At 39.0% G+C, this 17,529-nt stretch carries 14 protein-coding genes; 7 read left to right on the top strand and 7 right to left on the bottom strand.

Features of this window, described 5'->3' with window-relative positions; all coding sequences use genetic code 11:
- Positions 1–42: 42 nt before the first annotated feature.
- The 5 genes from secA to ZA07_RS14470 form a co-directional block, all read right to left on the bottom strand.
- Positions 43–3,396 carry a preprotein translocase subunit SecA gene (secA, locus tag ZA07_RS14450; RefSeq protein ID WP_053972581.1) on the bottom strand — a complete coding sequence of 1,118 codons (3,354 nt, stop codon included), beginning with the start codon at positions 3,394–3,396 and terminating at the stop codon, positions 43–45.
- 157 nt (positions 3,397–3,553) lie between these two features.
- Positions 3,554–3,775: a DUF2795 domain-containing protein gene (locus tag ZA07_RS14455; RefSeq protein WP_053972467.1), complete on the bottom strand. Its 222-nt coding sequence runs from the start codon at positions 3,773–3,775 to the stop codon at positions 3,554–3,556.
- A gap of 163 nt (positions 3,776–3,938) precedes the next feature.
- Positions 3,939–4,511, bottom strand: coding sequence for a cob(I)yrinic acid a,c-diamide adenosyltransferase (locus ZA07_RS14460; protein ID WP_053972468.1), 573 nt, complete (start codon positions 4,509–4,511; stop codon positions 3,939–3,941).
- Positions 4,512–4,632: 121 nt separating this feature from the next.
- The gene (locus ZA07_RS14465) at positions 4,633–5,400 is read right to left on the bottom strand and encodes an O-methyltransferase (protein ID WP_053972469.1); all 768 of its coding nucleotides are present in this window, start codon (positions 5,398–5,400) and stop codon (positions 4,633–4,635) included.
- Between the two features lie 94 nt (positions 5,401–5,494).
- Positions 5,495–7,351: an ABC-F family ATP-binding cassette domain-containing protein gene (locus ZA07_RS14470; RefSeq protein ID WP_053972470.1), complete on the bottom strand. Its 1,857-nt coding sequence runs from the start codon at positions 7,349–7,351 to the stop codon at positions 5,495–5,497.
- Between the two features lie 106 nt (positions 7,352–7,457).
- Between ZA07_RS14470 and ZA07_RS14475 the strand changes: the two genes are divergently transcribed.
- Genes ZA07_RS14475 through ZA07_RS14485 form a run of 3 tightly spaced genes read left to right on the top strand, consistent with a single transcriptional unit; the run spans position 7,458 to position 12,027 of the window.
- The gene (locus ZA07_RS14475) at positions 7,458–8,258 is read left to right on the top strand and encodes a polysaccharide biosynthesis/export family protein (protein WP_053972471.1); all 801 of its coding nucleotides are present in this window, start codon (positions 7,458–7,460) and stop codon (positions 8,256–8,258) included.
- Between the two features lies 1 nt (position 8,259).
- Complete coding sequence (locus ZA07_RS14480) at positions 8,260–10,731, top strand: exopolysaccharide transport family protein (protein WP_053972472.1); 2,472 nt, start codon at positions 8,260–8,262, stop codon at positions 10,729–10,731.
- A 12-nt stretch (positions 10,732–10,743) separates the two neighbouring features.
- Entirely contained in the window at positions 10,744–12,027 is a 1,284-nt protein-coding gene (locus ZA07_RS14485; RefSeq protein ID WP_053972473.1) for a nucleotide sugar dehydrogenase, read from the top strand.
- A 466-nt stretch (positions 12,028–12,493) separates the two neighbouring features.
- Here ZA07_RS14485 and ZA07_RS14490 read toward each other — a convergent pair whose 3' ends face one another.
- Positions 12,494–12,865, bottom strand: coding sequence for an endonuclease domain-containing protein (locus ZA07_RS14490; RefSeq protein ID WP_053972474.1), 372 nt, complete (start codon positions 12,863–12,865; stop codon positions 12,494–12,496).
- A 228-nt stretch (positions 12,866–13,093) separates the two neighbouring features.
- Between ZA07_RS14490 and ZA07_RS14495 the strand changes: the two genes are divergently transcribed.
- The gene (locus tag ZA07_RS14495; protein ID WP_053972475.1) at positions 13,094–14,062 is read left to right on the top strand and encodes an SDR family oxidoreductase; all 969 of its coding nucleotides are present in this window, start codon (positions 13,094–13,096) and stop codon (positions 14,060–14,062) included.
- A 259-nt stretch (positions 14,063–14,321) separates the two neighbouring features.
- Here ZA07_RS14495 and ZA07_RS16345 read toward each other — a convergent pair whose 3' ends face one another.
- On the bottom strand, positions 14,322–14,456 hold the full coding sequence (locus ZA07_RS16345) for a hypothetical protein (protein WP_255349987.1): 135 nt from the start codon (positions 14,454–14,456) through the stop codon (positions 14,322–14,324).
- Between the two features lie 101 nt (positions 14,457–14,557).
- Between ZA07_RS16345 and ZA07_RS14500 the strand changes: the two genes are divergently transcribed.
- Genes ZA07_RS14500 through ZA07_RS14510 form a run of 3 tightly spaced genes read left to right on the top strand, consistent with a single transcriptional unit; the run spans position 14,558 to position 17,525 of the window.
- The gene (locus ZA07_RS14500; RefSeq protein ID WP_053972476.1) at positions 14,558–15,424 is read left to right on the top strand and encodes an ABC transporter permease; all 867 of its coding nucleotides are present in this window, start codon (positions 14,558–14,560) and stop codon (positions 15,422–15,424) included.
- Positions 15,425–15,427: 3 nt separating this feature from the next.
- On the top strand, positions 15,428–16,708 hold the full coding sequence (locus ZA07_RS14505) for an ABC transporter ATP-binding protein (protein ID WP_053972477.1): 1,281 nt from the start codon (positions 15,428–15,430) through the stop codon (positions 16,706–16,708).
- Complete coding sequence (locus tag ZA07_RS14510) at positions 16,701–17,525, top strand: sulfotransferase domain-containing protein (RefSeq protein ID WP_053972478.1); 825 nt, start codon at positions 16,701–16,703, stop codon at positions 17,523–17,525. Before ZA07_RS14505 ends, ZA07_RS14510 begins: the two co-directional genes overlap by 8 nt.
- Positions 17,526–17,529 lie beyond the last annotated feature (4 nt).

Raw genomic sequence — 17,529 nt, forward strand, 5'->3', positions numbered from 1 at the left:
AAGAATCAAATTCTTGGCTTTTCCTTTAAAATGAAGTGTGTATTAATCTTCTACAATCACCCAATCACCATTGGTAATTAAAGGTTCTGCTTGTTTGAATTTTAGGGTTTTATTTTCACCGCTCATGACATGTTTAATCGTCACTTTTTCATTTCTTCCAATCTTGGGCTGTTGTCTAACAATGGTTTCTACAACCTCCTGTTTTTGAGTGTTTCCAACGGCTCTATTTTGAGCAGCTCTTTCGTCCATATTTGGAATCTCCTCTTTGGAAGTTTCTAATTTCTCCTTCGGTTTAGACTGTCTAGCCTCACTAATTGCAGTTGAGTCTTCCGATGGTAATTCTCCTTTGAAAAGGAAAGAAATAACATCCTTATTAACTTGATCAATCATGGATTTGAACAATTCAAATGCCTCAAATTTATAAATCAATAAAGGATCTTTCTGTTCGTGAACAGCCAACTGAACCGATTGTTTTAATTCATCCATTTTACGTAAATGGGTCTTCCAAGAATCATCAATTATGGCTAAAGTGATGTTCTTTTCAAAATCGGTGATAAGTTGTTTCCCTTGAGTTTCATAGGCTTTCTCCAAGTCTGTGACTACTTGTAAGGTCTTAACCCCATCTGTAAATGGTACTACAATGCGTTTGAATTTATCGCGTTGGGTCTCGTAAACATTTTTGATTACTGGAAATGCTATTTCTGCATTGCGTTCCATTTTTTCGCGGTAATGTTGGAAAGCTGCTTTGTAAACTTTACCTGCCATTTCCATAGCAGTCATTTTTCCAAAATCTTCTTCAGAAATAGGCGAGCTCATGGAGAAGAAACGAATTAATTCAAATTCGAAGTTCTTAAAATCATTTGCTGCTTTATTAGATTCAGCAATACCTTCAGAAGTGTCATAAATCATATTGGCTAGATCCACTCGTAGACGTTCACCAAATAACGCGTGGTGCCTACGTTTGTAAACCACCTCTCTTTGCGAGTTCATGACGTCATCATATTCTAATAGACGCTTACGGATCCCGAAGTTATTCTCTTCAACTTTTTTCTGGGCTCTTTCAATGGATTTTGAAATCATTGAGTGTTGAATCACTTCGCCTTCCTGCAGTCCCATACGGTCCATCATTTTGGCAATACGTTCACTACCAAACAAGCGCATTAGGTTATCTTCCAATGAGACATAGAATTGAGAACTTCCCGGATCTCCTTGACGTCCCGAACGACCTCTTAACTGACGGTCAACACGTCTAGAATCGTGGCGTTCAGTACCAATGATAGCTAAACCTCCAGCGTCCTTAACAGCACCTTGCAGTTTAATGTCGGTACCACGACCCGCCATGTTGGTGGCTATGGTAACCTGACCAGCTTGACCTGCTTCAGCAACAATATCAGCTTCCTTTTTATGTAATTTGGCGTTCAATACGTTGTGTGGCACCTTACGGATGTGAAGCATCTTTGATAGCAATTCACTGATGTCTACTGATGTGGTACCAATCAAAACAGGGCGGCCTGATTGTGAAATTTTGGTAACTTCATCAATAATGGCATTGTATTTTTCACGTTTGGTTTTATAAACCAAATCGTCTTTATCATCCCTGGCGATGGGTCTGTTTGTTGGAATTTCCACTACATCCAATTCATAGATTTCCCAGAACTCTCCTGCTTCTGTTACCGCTGTACCGGTCATACCAGATAGTTTGCGGTACATTCTAAAGTAGTTTTGAAGCGTAATGGTAGCAAAGGTTTGTGTGGCAGCCTCAATTTTTACATTTTCCTTGGCTTCAATGGCTTGATGTAATCCATCGCTATAACGACGACCGTCCATAATACGTCCGGTTTGCTCATCTACAATCATTACCTTGTTATCCATAACCACATACTGTACGTCCTTTTCAAATAAGGCATAAGCTTTCAGTAATTGGTTTAAAGTATGGATACGTTCTGATTTGATTCCAAAGTCACGGAATAACTCTTCTTTTTCTGCGGCTTCGTCTTCTTTGCTTAAATTTTTGTTCTCTATTTTGGCGATTTCCGTTCCGATTTCAGGCATGACGAAAAAGTTTGGATCGTCTGCACCTGATAAGAATTCAACCCCTTTATCGGTTAATTCGATTTGGTTGTTTTTCTCGTCGATTACGTAGTACAACTCGGCATCAATCTTAGGCATCTCACGGTTGTTGTCCTGCATGTAGAAATTCTCGGTCTTTTGAAGTAATTGTTTCACACCTTCTTCACTCAAGAATTTGATCAGAGCCTTGTTTTTAGGCATCCCCCTGTACACGCGTAACAATTGGAATCCACCTTCCTTAGTATCTCCAGAAGCAATCAGTTTTTTAGCTTCGGCTAAGACACCTGTTAAATATTTTCTTTGAACCCCAACAATACTATCTACTTTGGGTTTAAGTTCATTAAATTCATGTCTATCTCCTTGCGGAATGGGACCCGAAATAATCAATGGCGTTCTAGCGTCATCCACCAATACCGAATCCACCTCATCGACGATGGCATAGTGATGGGGGCGTTGTACCAAATCATTTGGTGAATGGGCCATGTTATCCCTTAGGTAATCAAAACCAAACTCGTTGTTGGTTCCGTAAGTAATATCAGCATTGTAGGCTTTCTTTCTGGCCGCGGAATTCGGTTGGTGATAATCTATACAATCAACACTCAAACCATGGAATTCAAAAATAGGCGCCATCCAAGCACTATCCCTTTTTGCCAAGTAGTCATTCACCGTTACAAGGTGAACCCCTTTTCCTGATAGAGCATTTAAATAAACAGGTAAGGTCGCAACCAAAGTTTTACCTTCCCCTGTTTGCATTTCGGCAATTTTACCTTGGTGAAGAGCGATACCTCCAATTAACTGCACGTCATAATGCACCATATCCCAAGTCACCTCTTTTCCAGCGGCATCCCAAGAATTGGCCCAAATGGCTTCGTCATCATCTAGGGTTACATAGGCTTTGGTTCCTGAAATCTCACGGTCAAAAGCACTAGCTGTTACTGTAATTTCGGTGTTGTTAACAAAACGTTTGGCCGTTTCCTTAACCACTCCAAAAGCTTCTGGAAGGATGTCGTTTAACACCTTTTCAGTAGCTTCAAAAATATCATCTTGAATTCGGTCTATTTCTTGGTAGATTTCATCGCGTTCATCGATATCTTCAGTGGCTTCCGCTTTAGATTCCAGTTCAGCAATGTGATCCATGAAGGGTTTTCGTGCTTCGGCAATTTGGTCTTTGAAATAGGTGGTTTTGGCTCTCAGTTCGTCATGGGATAACTTTTCCAAGTCTCCCTCAAAGGATTTTATTTTGTTGACGATAGGCATAATAGCCTTGACGTCTTGTTTTGATTTGTCTCCGACAAAGATTTTAAGTACGGAATCTAAAATACTCATATTATTGATGTTTTTATGTTTATGGTTGTCTCCAACCATGATAATAAGATCTTACCGCTGTAAAAATACGGCGATTTATAAGTTACTGTATGGTTTTTAGGAATAGTTAACAATAAAAAAAAAGTCTCTTGAAGAGACTTTTTAAACAGTGATGTTATTAATATTCATCCTCGTTCCAGAGGTAATCTTCGTCTGTTGGATAATCTGACCAAATCTCTTGGATGGATTCATATTGGTCTCCTTCATCTTCAATAGACTGAAGGTTCTCAACAACTTCAAGCGGTGCTCCAGTTCTAATGGAGTAATCAATCAATTCATCCTTAGTTGCTGGCCATGGTGCATCACTTAAATAGGAAGCTAATTCTAAAGTCCAATACATGATTCATTAGTTTTTTTAATTTCTGCAAAAATAAATTTTTACTTCAAAAAGTCAAGAAAAAAATGAATTATTTATACATTATTATTAAGAACGTTTGAAAGGTGCCGTAAAACAAGGGTAATGCATTCGTTTTTAACGGTTTTATACCCCGGGCATTAATGGATTAATATTTTTCAGGTATCCATTTTACTTCTTCGGCATGCACATGATGAGACAATTTCCGTGCCAATACAAATAGATAATCTGAAAGCCTATTTAAATACTTTAAAGTGTTTGGATTAACAGGTTCTACCTCGTTTAATGACACGGCTAATCGCTCAGCCCTTCTGCAAATACATCGTGTTATGTGACAGAATGACACTGTTTGGTGTCCGCCGGGTAACACAAAATGTGTCATAGGAGGCAAGGACTCGTTCATTAGGTCCATTTCATGTTCCAACCGCAGGATATCTTCCTCTGAAATTTTTGGGATGTTTAAACGGTCTTTACCATTTTTTAAGGTCGCTTTTTCAGGGTCTGTGGCCAAAATGGCTCCAACGGTAAACAAGCGATCCTGAATATGTATTAGAAGCTCTTTGTCTTGGGAGGGGATGTCTTGATCTCTAACTAGACCGATGTATGAATTTAGCTCATCAACGGTGCCATAGCTTTCAATGCGGATGTGATTTTTGGATACCCGTGTACCCCCAAATAATGCGGTGGTGCCTTGATCTCCAGTTTTGGTATATATTTTCATAAAATTAGTTTCGAATGTTCGTGGATTCAAAGGTACGTTTTATGGTAGGTAATTCAAAGAAGTTATTGGGCAGTAAGTAGTAGACAGTGGACAGCAGAAACTAGACAGTAAGCAGGATAAATTAAACTCGGATGGTGAAATGTTCTTTTTGTTGTTCTTTTCTAAAGAATACCAACCCCCAGTAATACGTATCGATTGTAACGGTCACTTGCGGATTGCTTTTAATAATTTCCCAAGCTTCGGTCATTTCTGGAGACCAATAAATATCATCAAAGATGAAAACGGAGTCATTGTGTGCTGAAGGGAGAAGGGTTTCAAAATATTCCAGGGTGGCTTTTTTTGTATGATTCCCATCAAAGAAAATGGCATCCCACTTTTGTTCTTTTAAATTTGGGAGGTGTTCCTCAAAACTTCCTTTAAGAATATGGATGTTCTTCCATTTGGCCAATTTATTTGCCGCATAAGCGGCCACTTCTGTGTTTCCGTCCACAGAGGTTATTTGAGCTTTTGGATTTCCTAAGGTCATGGCATGGGTTGCCATTCCTAGAGAGGTTCCCAATTCCAAAATAGTCTCAAAATGAAAGTAATTGGTTAATCTTAAGAGGAGTTTGGCTCTTTTTAATGGGGTGCCAGCTGTTTTGGCCAATTCTGATGGGGTACGAAATTGCGATTGGATTTTTCGGGAGCCTTTTCCCAAATCCAGCATTTTTAGAGGTTGTTTGTCTTTGAGCAAGGTTTTGCGATAGGCTTTCAGTCTTTTATAATCGTAAAATGGTTGTTTTAGGTAAAAGCACTTGGTGACCAAATCATAGACAAATGGCGAATGCACCCCATGCTGGTTGGTGGAGCGCTTCAGAAATTTTAAATGAGAAATAATTTGGTAGACCATTTACAATTAACAATTAGCAATTAGCAATTAGCAATGATTCATTAGTATTTAGGATCAAGAACCAACAACCAACAACCAACAACGATACACTATACTAGTCTTCCATTTTTTCGGAGAGTTCTAGCCATCTCAGTTCCTTTTCTTCAATATCATCCAGTAGGGATTGGAGTTTTTGGGAGAGCTCTTGGATCTGGTCATTGGTTAGGCTGGTATCATGGAACAGGGTTTCTAATTCCAACTTGTCTTTTTCCAAAGCCTTTATTTTGCTTTCCAGATTATTGAACTCCTTTTGCACATTGTAAGATAGTTTGCTATTGCTGTCTTTTTTCCACTCCTTTTTCTCCTTTTTATCACTTTCCGTTTCTTGTGGTCGGCTATCTTCATACACTCGGTAATCGGTATAGTTACCTGGAAAGTCATCAATTTCTCCCTCTCCCTTAAATACCAGTAAATGATCCACAATTTTATCCATAAAATACCGGTCGTGAGAAACCACTATAAAGCAACCTGGAAAATCTAAAAGGAAATCTTCTAAGACATTTAAGGTTACAATATCCAAATCGTTGGTTGGCTCATCCAGAATCAAAAAGTTGGGATTTTGGATTAAAACGGTACAAAGGTACAGGCGCTTCCGCTCTCCACCGCTTAACTTCTCTACAAAATCATATTGTTTCTTTCGGTCAAATAGAAAGCGCTCTAAGAGTTGTTGCGCGCTGATTTGTTTTCCTTTTTTCAAAGGGATAAACTCCCCAAACTCTTTGATGACTTCAATTACTTTTTGCTGGGGTTTTATGTTAATCCCTTGTTGGGTATAGTATCCCAATTTGACCGTTTCTCCATGCACAATTTTTCCGCCATCTGGAGCTATGGATTTTGTCAAAAGGTTGAGGAAGGTAGATTTACCAGTTCCATTTTTTCCAATGATACCTACCCGTTCGCCAGGTTGAAAATTGTATTCAAATTGGTTGAGAATGGTCTTGTCTTTGAAACTCTTGGAAACCTTATGGAATTCGACCACCTTGTTTCCTAAGCGCTCCATATTCAATTCCAATTGCACCACATGGTCTTTTCTACGTTGGTGCGCTTTTTGTTTGATATCGTGGAAATCGTCTATTCGGGATTTTGATTTGGTGGTACGGGCCTTAGGTTGGCGTCGCATCCAGTCCAATTCTTTTTTATAAAGTTGTTTTGCCTTTCCCGTTTCCACCGTTTCACGATCGATACGTTCTTCTCTTTTCTCTAGGTAATAAGAATAGTTCCCTTTATAGCTAAAGAGTTGCCCATGGTCTAATTCTATAATTTCATTGCACACGCGCTCTAAGAAATAGCGATCGTGAGTAACCATAAAAAGGGTGAGTTGCTCTTTAGCGAAAAAGGACTCCAACCATTCAATCATTTCCAAGTCTAGGTGGTTGGTAGGCTCATCCAAAATCAAAAGGTCTGGCTTTTTTAATAGGGCCATGGCCAAGGCCAACCGTTTTTTTTGTCCTCCGGAAAGCATCCCAACTTTTTGATCCAATTGTTCCAGTTTCAATTGAAACAGGATTTGTTTGTATTGGGTCTCAAAATCCCAAGCTTGGTGGCGGTCCATGGCTTCAAAAGCCTTTTGGTAGGCTTCGGTATCTTCCGGATTTAAAAGGGCCTTTTCATAACGGTTAATGACATCCAAAATGGGGTTGTCACCATCAAAAATGGAAGCCTCTACGGTAAGTGTATCATCTAGCTCTGGTTCCTGCGGTAGAAAGGCTACCTTTAGATTGTTTCGGTAAATGATGTTTCCAGAGTCGGGGACATCCTTTCCGGCCAACATGTTAAGGATAGAGGTTTTACCTGTTCCGTTTTTGGCAACGAAAGCAATTTTTTGATCTTTATGGACACTAAAGGAGAGGTCTTGAAACAAGGTGACTTCTCCATAGGATTTGGCTATATTTTCAACCGTTAAATAATTCAAGGGTGCTATTTTTTTGCAAATAAACGTATAAAACCCAAATTTAGCTCCTTTAGTTTTGATATTAGTATCTAAAACTTATATTTGTTACTAAACTAGGCGCTTTCAAATGAAGAACGTGTGTATGCTTGTAGGGGTGGTGATCACCCTTTTTTTTACTTCCTGCATTCCCCATAAGGATTTGGTGTATTTACAAAATAAGGAACAGGCTTATGGAGCCGATACGATTCCTCGTATTACAGAAACCCAGAAACCCTATCGGGTTCAAATCAATGATGTGTTGAACATTCGTGTTCGGGGATTGGATCAAGAGAAACTGACCATTTTTAACCCGGTGGGGGAAGAAAACCTGAATGCCGATAGTGATCAAAGAGCCTATTTTGATGGGTTTACGGTGGACTTGCACGGAGAAATCCGTATTCCTTTATTAGGTAAAATGAATGTGTTGGGCTATACCTTGGAGGAGATTGAAGGCATGATTAAGGAGAAGTTATTGACTGAGCATTTTAAAGAGACTGCCCAAATTTTTGTCACAGTAAAATTAACAGGTTTACGATATACTGTCAATGGCGAAATTGGAAGTCCAGGAACAAATACCTTGTTTCAAGAGCGTGTTAATGTGTTTCAGGCCATTGCCAATGCGGGGGAGATTCCTATGACTGGAAATAAAAAGGATGTGTTGATAATTCGTCAATACCCCCAAGGACAACAAATTCATCACATTGATTTGACAGATGTGAAAGTGATGGAGTCTCCTTATTATTATATCCAGCCCAATGATATTATTTATGTGAAACCATTGAAACAAGTCAGTTGGGGTTTTGGAACCACTGGGAAGGATACTTTCTTGACTGTTTTTTCAATTATTACAGTTGTGTCAACCACACTTCTTTTAATCGATCGTTTGTAAGATGTCTCAATTTGATATACAAGATTTAGAAACCCAAGAATCTCGAATCACTTTTGATTTTAGAGGGTATTTGTTTAAAATCTTGAATAATTGGAAGCTGATTTTGGTATGTGTTGGTCTAGCCATGTTGGTGGCTTATATGGTGAACGTGCGAAAGCCCAATGTTTATGCCTTGACCTCTTTAATATCTGTGGAAAACGACCAAAGCCCGTTTTTTACTACAACTACTAGTATTTCCTTTAATTGGGGTGGTGTTTCCGGTAAAATGGGGAAAACCATGACCACCTTGGGGACCCGCAATCACAACGAAAAGGTGGTTGACTCCTTGCAGTTTTATATGGAATATCTTAAGGAGGGGAAATACCGCAAAGAGGATATTTATCACCAGGCTCCCTTTCGGGTCAGTTTGGATACTACTGGAGGACAGTTGTTGGGATTTCCTTTGGGATTGCGTTTTTTGGAAGGTAACAAAGTTGAATTGTTTGCTACCTTTGAAAACTCAGCCGGAACCATTCAGAATTATGTAACAAAGGAAAAGGAAGAAGTCACTTTACCTTTGGGCGAATACAAAGAAACCTTTGCTATAAACCAACCCATTCATTTGCCATTTTTCAATGGAACAATCAACTTGGTGAAGCCGGTCAAACCCGGGAGTGAGTTTTTTGTGCAGTTTTTAAATTTTGATGGCATTGTTAATCAATACAAAAATTATGTAAAGGTGTCTCCTTTTGAGAAAAATGCTTCTTCTGTTATTAAGTTATACTTATCGGGAACCAATAAGGCGAAGATTGTCGATTATTTGAATACCACGGCTGCTATTTTAAGTCGGGAGGAGTTGGCACGAAAAAATCTTTATGCCACCAATACCATTCGATTTATAGATAGTACCCTAAACAAGGTCAATACCGACTTGGTTCAAGTCAATGACCAGATGAATGAATTCCGGAAAAAGAATCAGGTGTTAACGATACAGGATGAAATGTTGGAGACCTCGGAGCGCTTAAAAGGGTTTGAACAACAAAAGCGGGAAGAGGAAGCCAAGATTTTATATCTAGACAATTTAGAAAATTATTTGAGAACCAAAGACAACTATGTCAATATAGCGGCTCCCACTTCGGTAGGAATCAATGAAGGGAATATCCTCAGCAGTGTAAGTAAAATTACGGGACTGGCCATTGAACGACAAAATTTGGAATATACCACCCGTGAGGATTCGGAATTGTTTGATGAATTGGATCGACGGATTGATTCTGAGAAGAACGTGCTTTTGGAAACCATTGATGCCACTAGGAATACCATTCAACTTAATTTAAACAGTATTTCAAAGGAAATGGGGCGTTTGAATGGCAAACTTTCTAATCTGCCTGAGGAACAGCAAACCTTTTTGAAAATCCAAAGGGAATTGGATTTGAGCCAAGAAGCTTATGATATTTATTTGAAGAAGCGCAGTGAGGCAGCGATTATCAAAGCAGCCAATGTATCGGATATTACGGTGATTGATGAAGCCAAGGATATTGGAGGCGGACGTATAGGTCCCAATCACAATTTGAACTATATGATGGCCTTGATGATGGGAACCTTTATCCCTTTGGCTTTTATTTTTGTTCTCTTTTTATTGGATAATACCATACATGGGTCTGATGAAGTGGAAACCCTTTCCCGAATTCCAATTATTGGGTTATTAGGGAAATACCGCTACCACAATAATTTGGTGGTGTTTGAGAAACCGAAATCGGCGGTCGCCGAATCCTTTCGGGCCATTCGCTCTAGTTTGCAATTTATACTGAATAAAGAGGAATCCACAGGAGGAAAAACAGTTATGGTTACCTCTTCGGTTAGTGGGGAAGGAAAGACGTTTTGCTCGATTAATTTGGCTACGGTGTATGCGCTTTCTGGAAAGAAAACCATTTTGTTAGGTTTGGATTTAAGGAAACCTAAAATCTTTGATGATTTTGATTTGACCAACGAATATGGTTTGGTTAATTATTTTATTGGGGAAAGAAGCTTTGAAGATGTAAAGAGTGCTACCCATATCGAAAATTTGGATGTGGTCACTTCGGGACCTATTCCGCCCAATCCCTCAGAATTGCTGATGAGTCCGAAAATGGCCACCTTGATGGCAGAACTCAAACAAACTTATGATATCATCGTGTTGGATACGCCACCATTGGGATTGGTAACAGATGCTTTGGAATTGACAAAATATGCCGATACGACCTTATTTATGGTGCGGTTGGATTACACCAAAAAAGGGATGTTGCAATTGGTTAATGCCAAATATCGCAACGGAGAGATGAAGAATGTTCATTTTGTACTTAACTTTTATAAGCATAAATCCAACCATAATTATGGATACGGATATGGCTATGGTTACGGCTATGGCTATGGCTATGGTGTTTATGGAAATGCCTATCATCAAAATGGACGCGTTTCGAGATGGGAAAAGGTTAAGCAGTTTATTAAACGATTTTAAGGATACATTTTGATGGATAAACAGATTGCAGTAATTGGTTTGGGCTATGTGGGACTCCCATTGGCCGTTGAGTTTGGTAAAGCCTATGCCACTATTGGTTTTGATATCAATAGCAAACGGGTGCGTGAATTGCAACAAGGAGAGGACCATACGCTTGAGGTGTCTTCTGAAGACTTAAAAGCTGTTTTATCGGAAAGTTCCCAAGATATTGGTCTGAAAATTACTAAAGAGGTGCAGGATCTGGCTGCCTCCCAAATCTATATTGTTACGGTTCCCACACCCACTGATGCTCTGAAGCGACCTGTACTTACCCCTTTGCAAAAGGCGAGTGAAACTGTGGGGCAAGTGCTTAAAAAAGGCGACATTGTTATTTATGAATCGACCGTTTATCCGGGAGTTACCGAAGAGTTTTGTGTCCCTATTTTGGAACAGATGTCTGGTTTGAAATACAATCAAGATTTTTTTGCAGGCTATTCACCTGAACGTATCAACCCTGGAGATAAAACGCATACGGTGACCAAGATTTTAAAGGTGACTTCTGGAAGTACACCCGAGGTGGCCCAAGAAGTTGATGCTTTGTATCGTTCCATTATCTCAGCAGGTACGCATTTAGCGCCCTCCATTAAAGTGGCAGAAGCAGCTAAGGTGATCGAGAATTCCCAGAGGGATATCAATATCGCCTTTGTCAATGAGCTTTCTAAAATCTTCCGTCTTTTGGATATTGATACCCAAGCGGTCTTGGAAGCAGCAGGAACCAAGTGGAATTTTATCAAATTTACCCCAGGATTAGTAGGAGGACATTGTATCGGTGTAGATCCTTATTATCTGGCACAAAAAGCCATTGAAGCGGGTTATGATCCTGAGATTATTTTAGCTGGTCGTAAAATGAATGACAGTATGGGCGGCTATGTAGCGACTGAAACCGTGAAAATGATGATCAAGAAGGGAGCAACCATTAAAGGAGCTAAGGTCTTGGTACTCGGTATCACCTTTAAAGAGAATTGCCCTGATATCCGTAATTCGCGCGTTATTGATATTATTGAAGAGCTTCAAACCTATGATATCGAAGTGGATGTTTATGATCCTTGGGCTTCTGAGGATGAGGTGCTTGAGGAGTATGGGCTTCCCTTGATAAATGATGCTTCCCAATTGGCAGCCACCTATGATGCTGTTATTTTGGCGGTATCACATAAAGAGTTTTTAGGATTGGATATTGCTGGGATGAAAGCTGATAAAACGGTTGTTTTTGATGTGAAGTCTTTACTGCCCAAGGAGTTGGTGGATGCTAGATTATAGGGCCTTGATTGGAATCAGGAGTCAAGAATCAAGAAACAAGAAACAAGAGCCAAGACAGATTTGGTTTTTTAGAGAAAAGAACAATGAAAAAGGAATATAGACTTCTTGATACAATCGTTCTTCGTTGCTCTTTGAACAATTTACCTCACAGGTGGATCAATTTGAATTGACATGGGACTAAAAATGGTTGTCAGGTCGAGCGCAGTCGAGACCTCTTGGAAGAATAACGGTTTTAAATTAACCCCTCGACTGCGCTTGGGGAGATACAGTGAATCATTATTTTTTATGGACTCATGAGTTTGCAGACCATCGGTTTTTCGGCGTTGCCGAAATATGGTTTTGACTTTTGATACATATAAAAATTAGCGCAATGGGTTTTAATTGTAGTCTCAAGGATATCAGATATGGCTCCTCCCTTTAGTTAAAGGGAGGTGTCCAGGCCTTTTTGGTCTGGACGGAGGGTTTGCTATACATCTTTAAACGAATCTTTAATTTCTTTGAGAACAGAATCCAAATAGTCAAACACCATTTTGTTTTCAAATCTTAAAACTTGATACCCCAATTGGTTCAGATATTCAGTTCTGTGTTTGTCGTATTCCTCCGCAATGGGGTTATTATGGACTTCACCATCCAATTCAATAATCAATTTTTCTGAGGCACAATAGAAATCGACAATGTAATTTCCAATACTATGTTGTCTGTTGAATTTTCTACCCTTTAGTTTTTTGCTCTTGAGGTGGGTCCATAAAAAGGCTTCAGCAGGAGTTAAATGATTCCTTAGATCCTGCCTTTTTTCTTTCAGGTTTAATCTGTTGTGAATGTTTTGCTTGTTGGGCATGTTTAAAGATACATAAAAACAGTTCAAACACCCCGTCCAGCTCCAAGCGCACTTGTAGCTGTCCACCCCACTTTGTCTAAAGAGGGGAGTTTTCAGGTTTAGTGAAGATAATGAGTGAAAATAAAGGGAGAGGGAACTTTCTTCATTCCATAATTTCGATTAAAATCTGGCTAGATGATTTTTAAAGCCTATATAAAGCGCTATCTTTACGTTACTTAAAGACAAGGTATGGTAACAGATCAAATCAAGGAATGTTCATTTTTAGTGACTGGTGGTGCAGGTTTTATCGGTTCTAATTTAGTAGCCTATTTATTGGCTCATGGAGCCAAGAAAGTGCGAGTGTTGGATAATTTTTCCAATGGATACCGGGAGAATCTTACTGAGTTTATGGAGCACCCTCAATTTGAACTTTGGGAAGGAGACATTCGTGATTTGGATATGTGCCATAAGGCCATGGTAGGGATGGATTATGTCTCTCACCAAGCAGCTTTGGGATCGGTGCCCAGATCGATAGATGATCCAGCGACTACCAATGCCGTGAACATTTCTGGTTTTTTAAATATGTTGATTGCCTTGAAAGATAGTCCATCTGTGAAACGAATGGTCTATGCGGCATCTAGTTCCACTTATGGGGATAGTGCCAGTTTACCAAAAGTGGAAGCTGTTATTGGAAAGCCTTTATCGCCCTATGCGGTAACCAAATATGTGAATGAATTGTATGCCGATGTGTTTGGTAAAACCTATGGTACTGATGTCATTGGACTGCGCTACTTTAATGTTTTCGGCCCCAAGCAAAGTCCGAATGGTGCCTATGCCGCGGTTATTCCTTTGTTTATGCAAGCCCTGAAAACAAATAAACCGCCTAAGATTAATGGCGATGGGGAGCAGACCCGTGATTTCACCTATGTGGCCAATGCGGTGCAAGCCAATGTTAAAGGCCTTTTTGCCAGCAAGGAGGCAGCCAATGAGGTGTTTAATGTGGCTTGTGGAGAACGAATCTCGGTCAATACTTTGTGGCATACTTTAAAGGAAGCCGCAGAATCAGAACTTGAAGCCATTTATGGTCCGCCACGTATGGGGGATGTGCGTGATTCGTTGGCAGATATTTCTAAAGGTCAGCGCTTATTGGGCTATGAGCCCGAAGTAACTGTTAAGGAAGGGTTGGGTTTGACTTGGAAGGTTTTTAATGAAAAATAAGGAAATTGAGATTCAGGATGCTAGAGCCAGGAGTCAAGATGGCTAGTGTTTAAGAAAAAAGAATATAGAGCATAGAAAATAGAATAGTGAATGGGGAATAGTGAGTCCTTTGTTAATTGACTTCTCGATACAATCGTTCTCCGTTGTTCCTTGAACGATCCCGACGATGAATGCCGTGACAAAGCTCGAAGTGACAAGCTTCTCGATACAATTTTATTCCGCTGCGCTCCATAAAATCACTCGAAGTGACATGGGGAGGTTAAAAAGACGTTGTCAGTTTGAGTGCCGACTGTAAGGAGGTGTATCGAGAACCAAGCCAAGTGGGATTGAGTTGTGGTTTTCTTATTTGCTTAAACATCACCTGACTTCTACCTTCAACTTGATACTTTTTCAAAAACATCCATTTTATTAACAACTTCATCCATTTTTCACCAAAACATTTTTATAAGGTTCTGCAATTCTTATCTTAGCATCAACCTATTAATCAAGCTATTTTTGAATACCAAGCAAGAAGCCCCTTGGCTTTATACCATATCTTCTAAGCATTCGTTGTTGGATCTCAATTTGAAGGAGATTTGGCGGTATCGTGATTTGTTGTTTTTGTTTGTCAAGCGGGATATTGTCACTGTTTATAAGCAAACCATTCTGGGTCCTTTATGGTATCTTATTCAGCCATTGTTCACGTCGGTTATTTTTACTTTAATTTTTAACCGTATGGGAGGGATTCAAACGGGTCCTGTGCCACCATTTCTTTTCAATTTGGCAGGTATTACTGCTTGGAACTATTTTAAGGAATGTTTTATGGGGACTTCAAGTACCTTTTTGAAGAACCAAGGGATTTTTGGGAAGGTCTATTTTCCTAGGGCAATTATGCCTTTATCCATTACTTTTTCCAACTTGCTTAAGTTTGGCATTCAATTATTTATTTTCGGTTGTTTTTATATTTATTATGTTATTGATGGGAAAACCATTAGTCCCAATATTTACTTATTCTTGTTTCCTATCTATGTGCTAATGATGGCTTTGCTGGGATTGGGATTGGGGATGTTGGTTTCCTCTTGGACCACCAAATATCGAGATTTGAATGTTTTATTGGGTTTTGGAGTGTCTTTATTGATGTATCTTTCGGCGGTACCCTATCCTATTGCCGAAGCCCAAAGAAAATTCCCAGATTTTGTAGCTCAGTTTGTTGCGTATAATCCAGTTTCTCAAATTGTGGAAGGATTTCGTATTATGTTTTTAAGTTCGGGAACTTTTGATTGGAGTAAGTTGTTACTTACTTTTATCATAAGCGTTTTTACTTTCTTTATTGGGTTGCTTGTTTTTAATAAAACTGAAAAAACCTTTGTGGATTCTGTGTAGTTTATGAGTCAAGTTATTTTAAAAGCCGAAAACATTAGTAAACAATACCGTCTCGGAACGGTGGGTACCGGTACCTTAAGTCATGATCTTAACAGGTGGTGGCACCGGGTGCGTGGGAAAGAGGATCCTTATTTGAAGGTGGGGAGTGTGAATGATAGAAGTACAGAGGCTGATAGCGAGTACGTATGGGCTCTTAAAGATATTAATTTTGAGGTGCAACAAGGCGAAGTGTTGGGGATTATTGGGAAGAATGGTGCCGGAAAGAGTACATTGCTTAAAATACTATCACGGGTGACCTCGCCAACTACGGGGGAAATCAAAACCCGAGGACGGATTGCCAGTTTGCTTGAAGTAGGCACTGGCTTTCACCCAGAGCTCACGGGCCGGGAGAATATTTATTTGAATGGGGCCATCTTGGGGATGACCAAAAAGGAAATACGGGCCAAGGAAGCAGAAATTATCGATTTTAGTGGGTGTGCTCGCTATGTGGATACGCCTGTAAAACGATATAGCAGTGGGATGCGGGTGCGACTGGCTTTTGCCGTAGCTGCTTTTTTAGAACCTGATATTTTGGTTATTGATGAAGTTTTGGCTGTAGGAGATGCCGAGTTTCAAAAAAAAGCCATTGGGAAGATGCAGGATATAAGTCAAGGTGAAGGGCGTACCGTTTTGTTTGTGAGCCATAATATGGCAGCGGTTAAAAGCTTGTGCACTCGGGCTATTGTATTGGTCCATGGGCAAACGGCGTTTGAAGGAACGGCTCAAGATGGGGTGGATTTTTATTTAAACCTTGAAGAAAATAGCAGTCAAGGATCAAGTGAAATTGATTACTCTGAAAATCCTGTTGGAGATTTAGGTGTTAAGTTATTGAAAGTGTCAACAGAAGATGACTACGGAAAACTGAGATCAACTTTTCTACAATCAGAAAATATTATAGTTAAAATTAAATTCTATTTGAATGAAAATATTAAAGGTTTACGATTTAATCTAACGGTGAAAAATTCCGCTCAAGAAATTGCGTTTGCGACAAGTTCTCATGAAAAAACGAAGCACTTACTAAGTGAAGGAGAATATTCACTTGAATTAACATTACCTTCAAATCTATTAAATAATAAACAGTATGTGTTAATGCTAAATGCTGGAGTGCCGGGAAGGCAAGTTTTAATCGAGCCTATTGATGTTTTAGTAATTGATATTCAAAATGATTATTCAAGTGGCTCCACATACATTGAAAAATGGCCTGGATTGGTAGCTCCTAAAATACAGTGGAAGTTAGATGCTTAATTATAAAAAATTAGTAAGAAGATATTTTAAAATAGACAAGCTTGTTAAGGAAAGAGCTGAGACTATTTTGAGGCAGCACCATTTTGATCAAATTGGTAACACTAAACCCGAGGATATTTTTGTAGCAGGATTTCCAAAATCTGGTAATACATGGATGCAAAATTTACTTACAGGTATAATTTTAAATTCTACATCTGAAAGAATATCACCTCAAATTGTTAGTGAAATAGTGCCAGATGTTCATGCTAAACATTATTATAAAAGACTTTTTAATAGCATGATTTTTAAAACCCATGACCTACCAAAAAAGGAGTATAGAAGAGTAATTCATTTAGTTAGAGATGGTAGAGACGCTATGGTTTCTTACTATAAAATGGAGAAATCAAGAGATCCTAGTTATTCTAATACTTTGGAAGCAATGGTTTTAGATGGTAAGGGTGTTTACCCGACCAAATGGCATTTACATACTAGAGAGTGGATAAAAAACCCTTTTGAAGCGGAACTAATTATAGTTAAATATGAAGACTTATTGAACAACCCTATATCAACACTTCAAAGAATTTCTAAATTTATTGAAATAGAGATTACGGATAATGATGTTATGAAAATTTATAATTCTAATTCGATTGAAATATTACGAAAAAAGGTGGTTAAATATGGTTGGGATTATCAAAATAAATATAAAGGAACAAGTACCTCTGAAAGTTTTTTTAGAAAGGGTATGATAGGTAATTACAAAACCGAAATGCCTTCTGATTTAATAACTAAATTTAATGAGGAGGCTTTTAAAGAGTTAGAACACTTTGGTTATCTCTAATAAG

Source organism: Mangrovimonas sp. ST2L15, assembly GCF_001280515.1.
Taxonomy (GTDB): Bacteria; Bacteroidota; Bacteroidia; order Flavobacteriales; family Flavobacteriaceae; genus Mangrovimonas; species Mangrovimonas futianensis.

Coding starts and splice junctions, on each gene's coding strand:
- secA (WP_053972581.1), bottom strand. CDS start 3,396: ATGAGTATTTTAGATTCCGTACTTAAAATCTTTGTCGGAGACAAATCA.
- ZA07_RS14455 (WP_053972467.1), bottom strand. CDS start 3,775: ATGTATTGGACTTTAGAATTAGCTTCCTATTTAAGTGATGCACCATGG.
- ZA07_RS14460 (WP_053972468.1), bottom strand. CDS start 4,511: ATGAAAATATATACCAAAACTGGAGATCAAGGCACCACCGCATTATTT.
- ZA07_RS14465 (WP_053972469.1), bottom strand. CDS start 5,400: ATGGTCTACCAAATTATTTCTCATTTAAAATTTCTGAAGCGCTCCACC.
- ZA07_RS14475 (WP_053972471.1), top strand. CDS start 7,458: ATGAAGAACGTGTGTATGCTTGTAGGGGTGGTGATCACCCTTTTTTTT.
- ZA07_RS14480 (WP_053972472.1), top strand. CDS start 8,260: ATGTCTCAATTTGATATACAAGATTTAGAAACCCAAGAATCTCGAATC.
- ZA07_RS14485 (WP_053972473.1), top strand. CDS start 10,744: ATGGATAAACAGATTGCAGTAATTGGTTTGGGCTATGTGGGACTCCCA.
- ZA07_RS14490 (WP_053972474.1), bottom strand. CDS start 12,865: ATGCCCAACAAGCAAAACATTCACAACAGATTAAACCTGAAAGAAAAA.
- ZA07_RS14495 (WP_053972475.1), top strand. CDS start 13,094: ATGGTAACAGATCAAATCAAGGAATGTTCATTTTTAGTGACTGGTGGT.
- ZA07_RS14505 (WP_053972477.1), top strand. CDS start 15,428: ATGAGTCAAGTTATTTTAAAAGCCGAAAACATTAGTAAACAATACCGT.
- ZA07_RS14510 (WP_053972478.1), top strand. CDS start 16,701: ATGCTTAATTATAAAAAATTAGTAAGAAGATATTTTAAAATAGACAAG.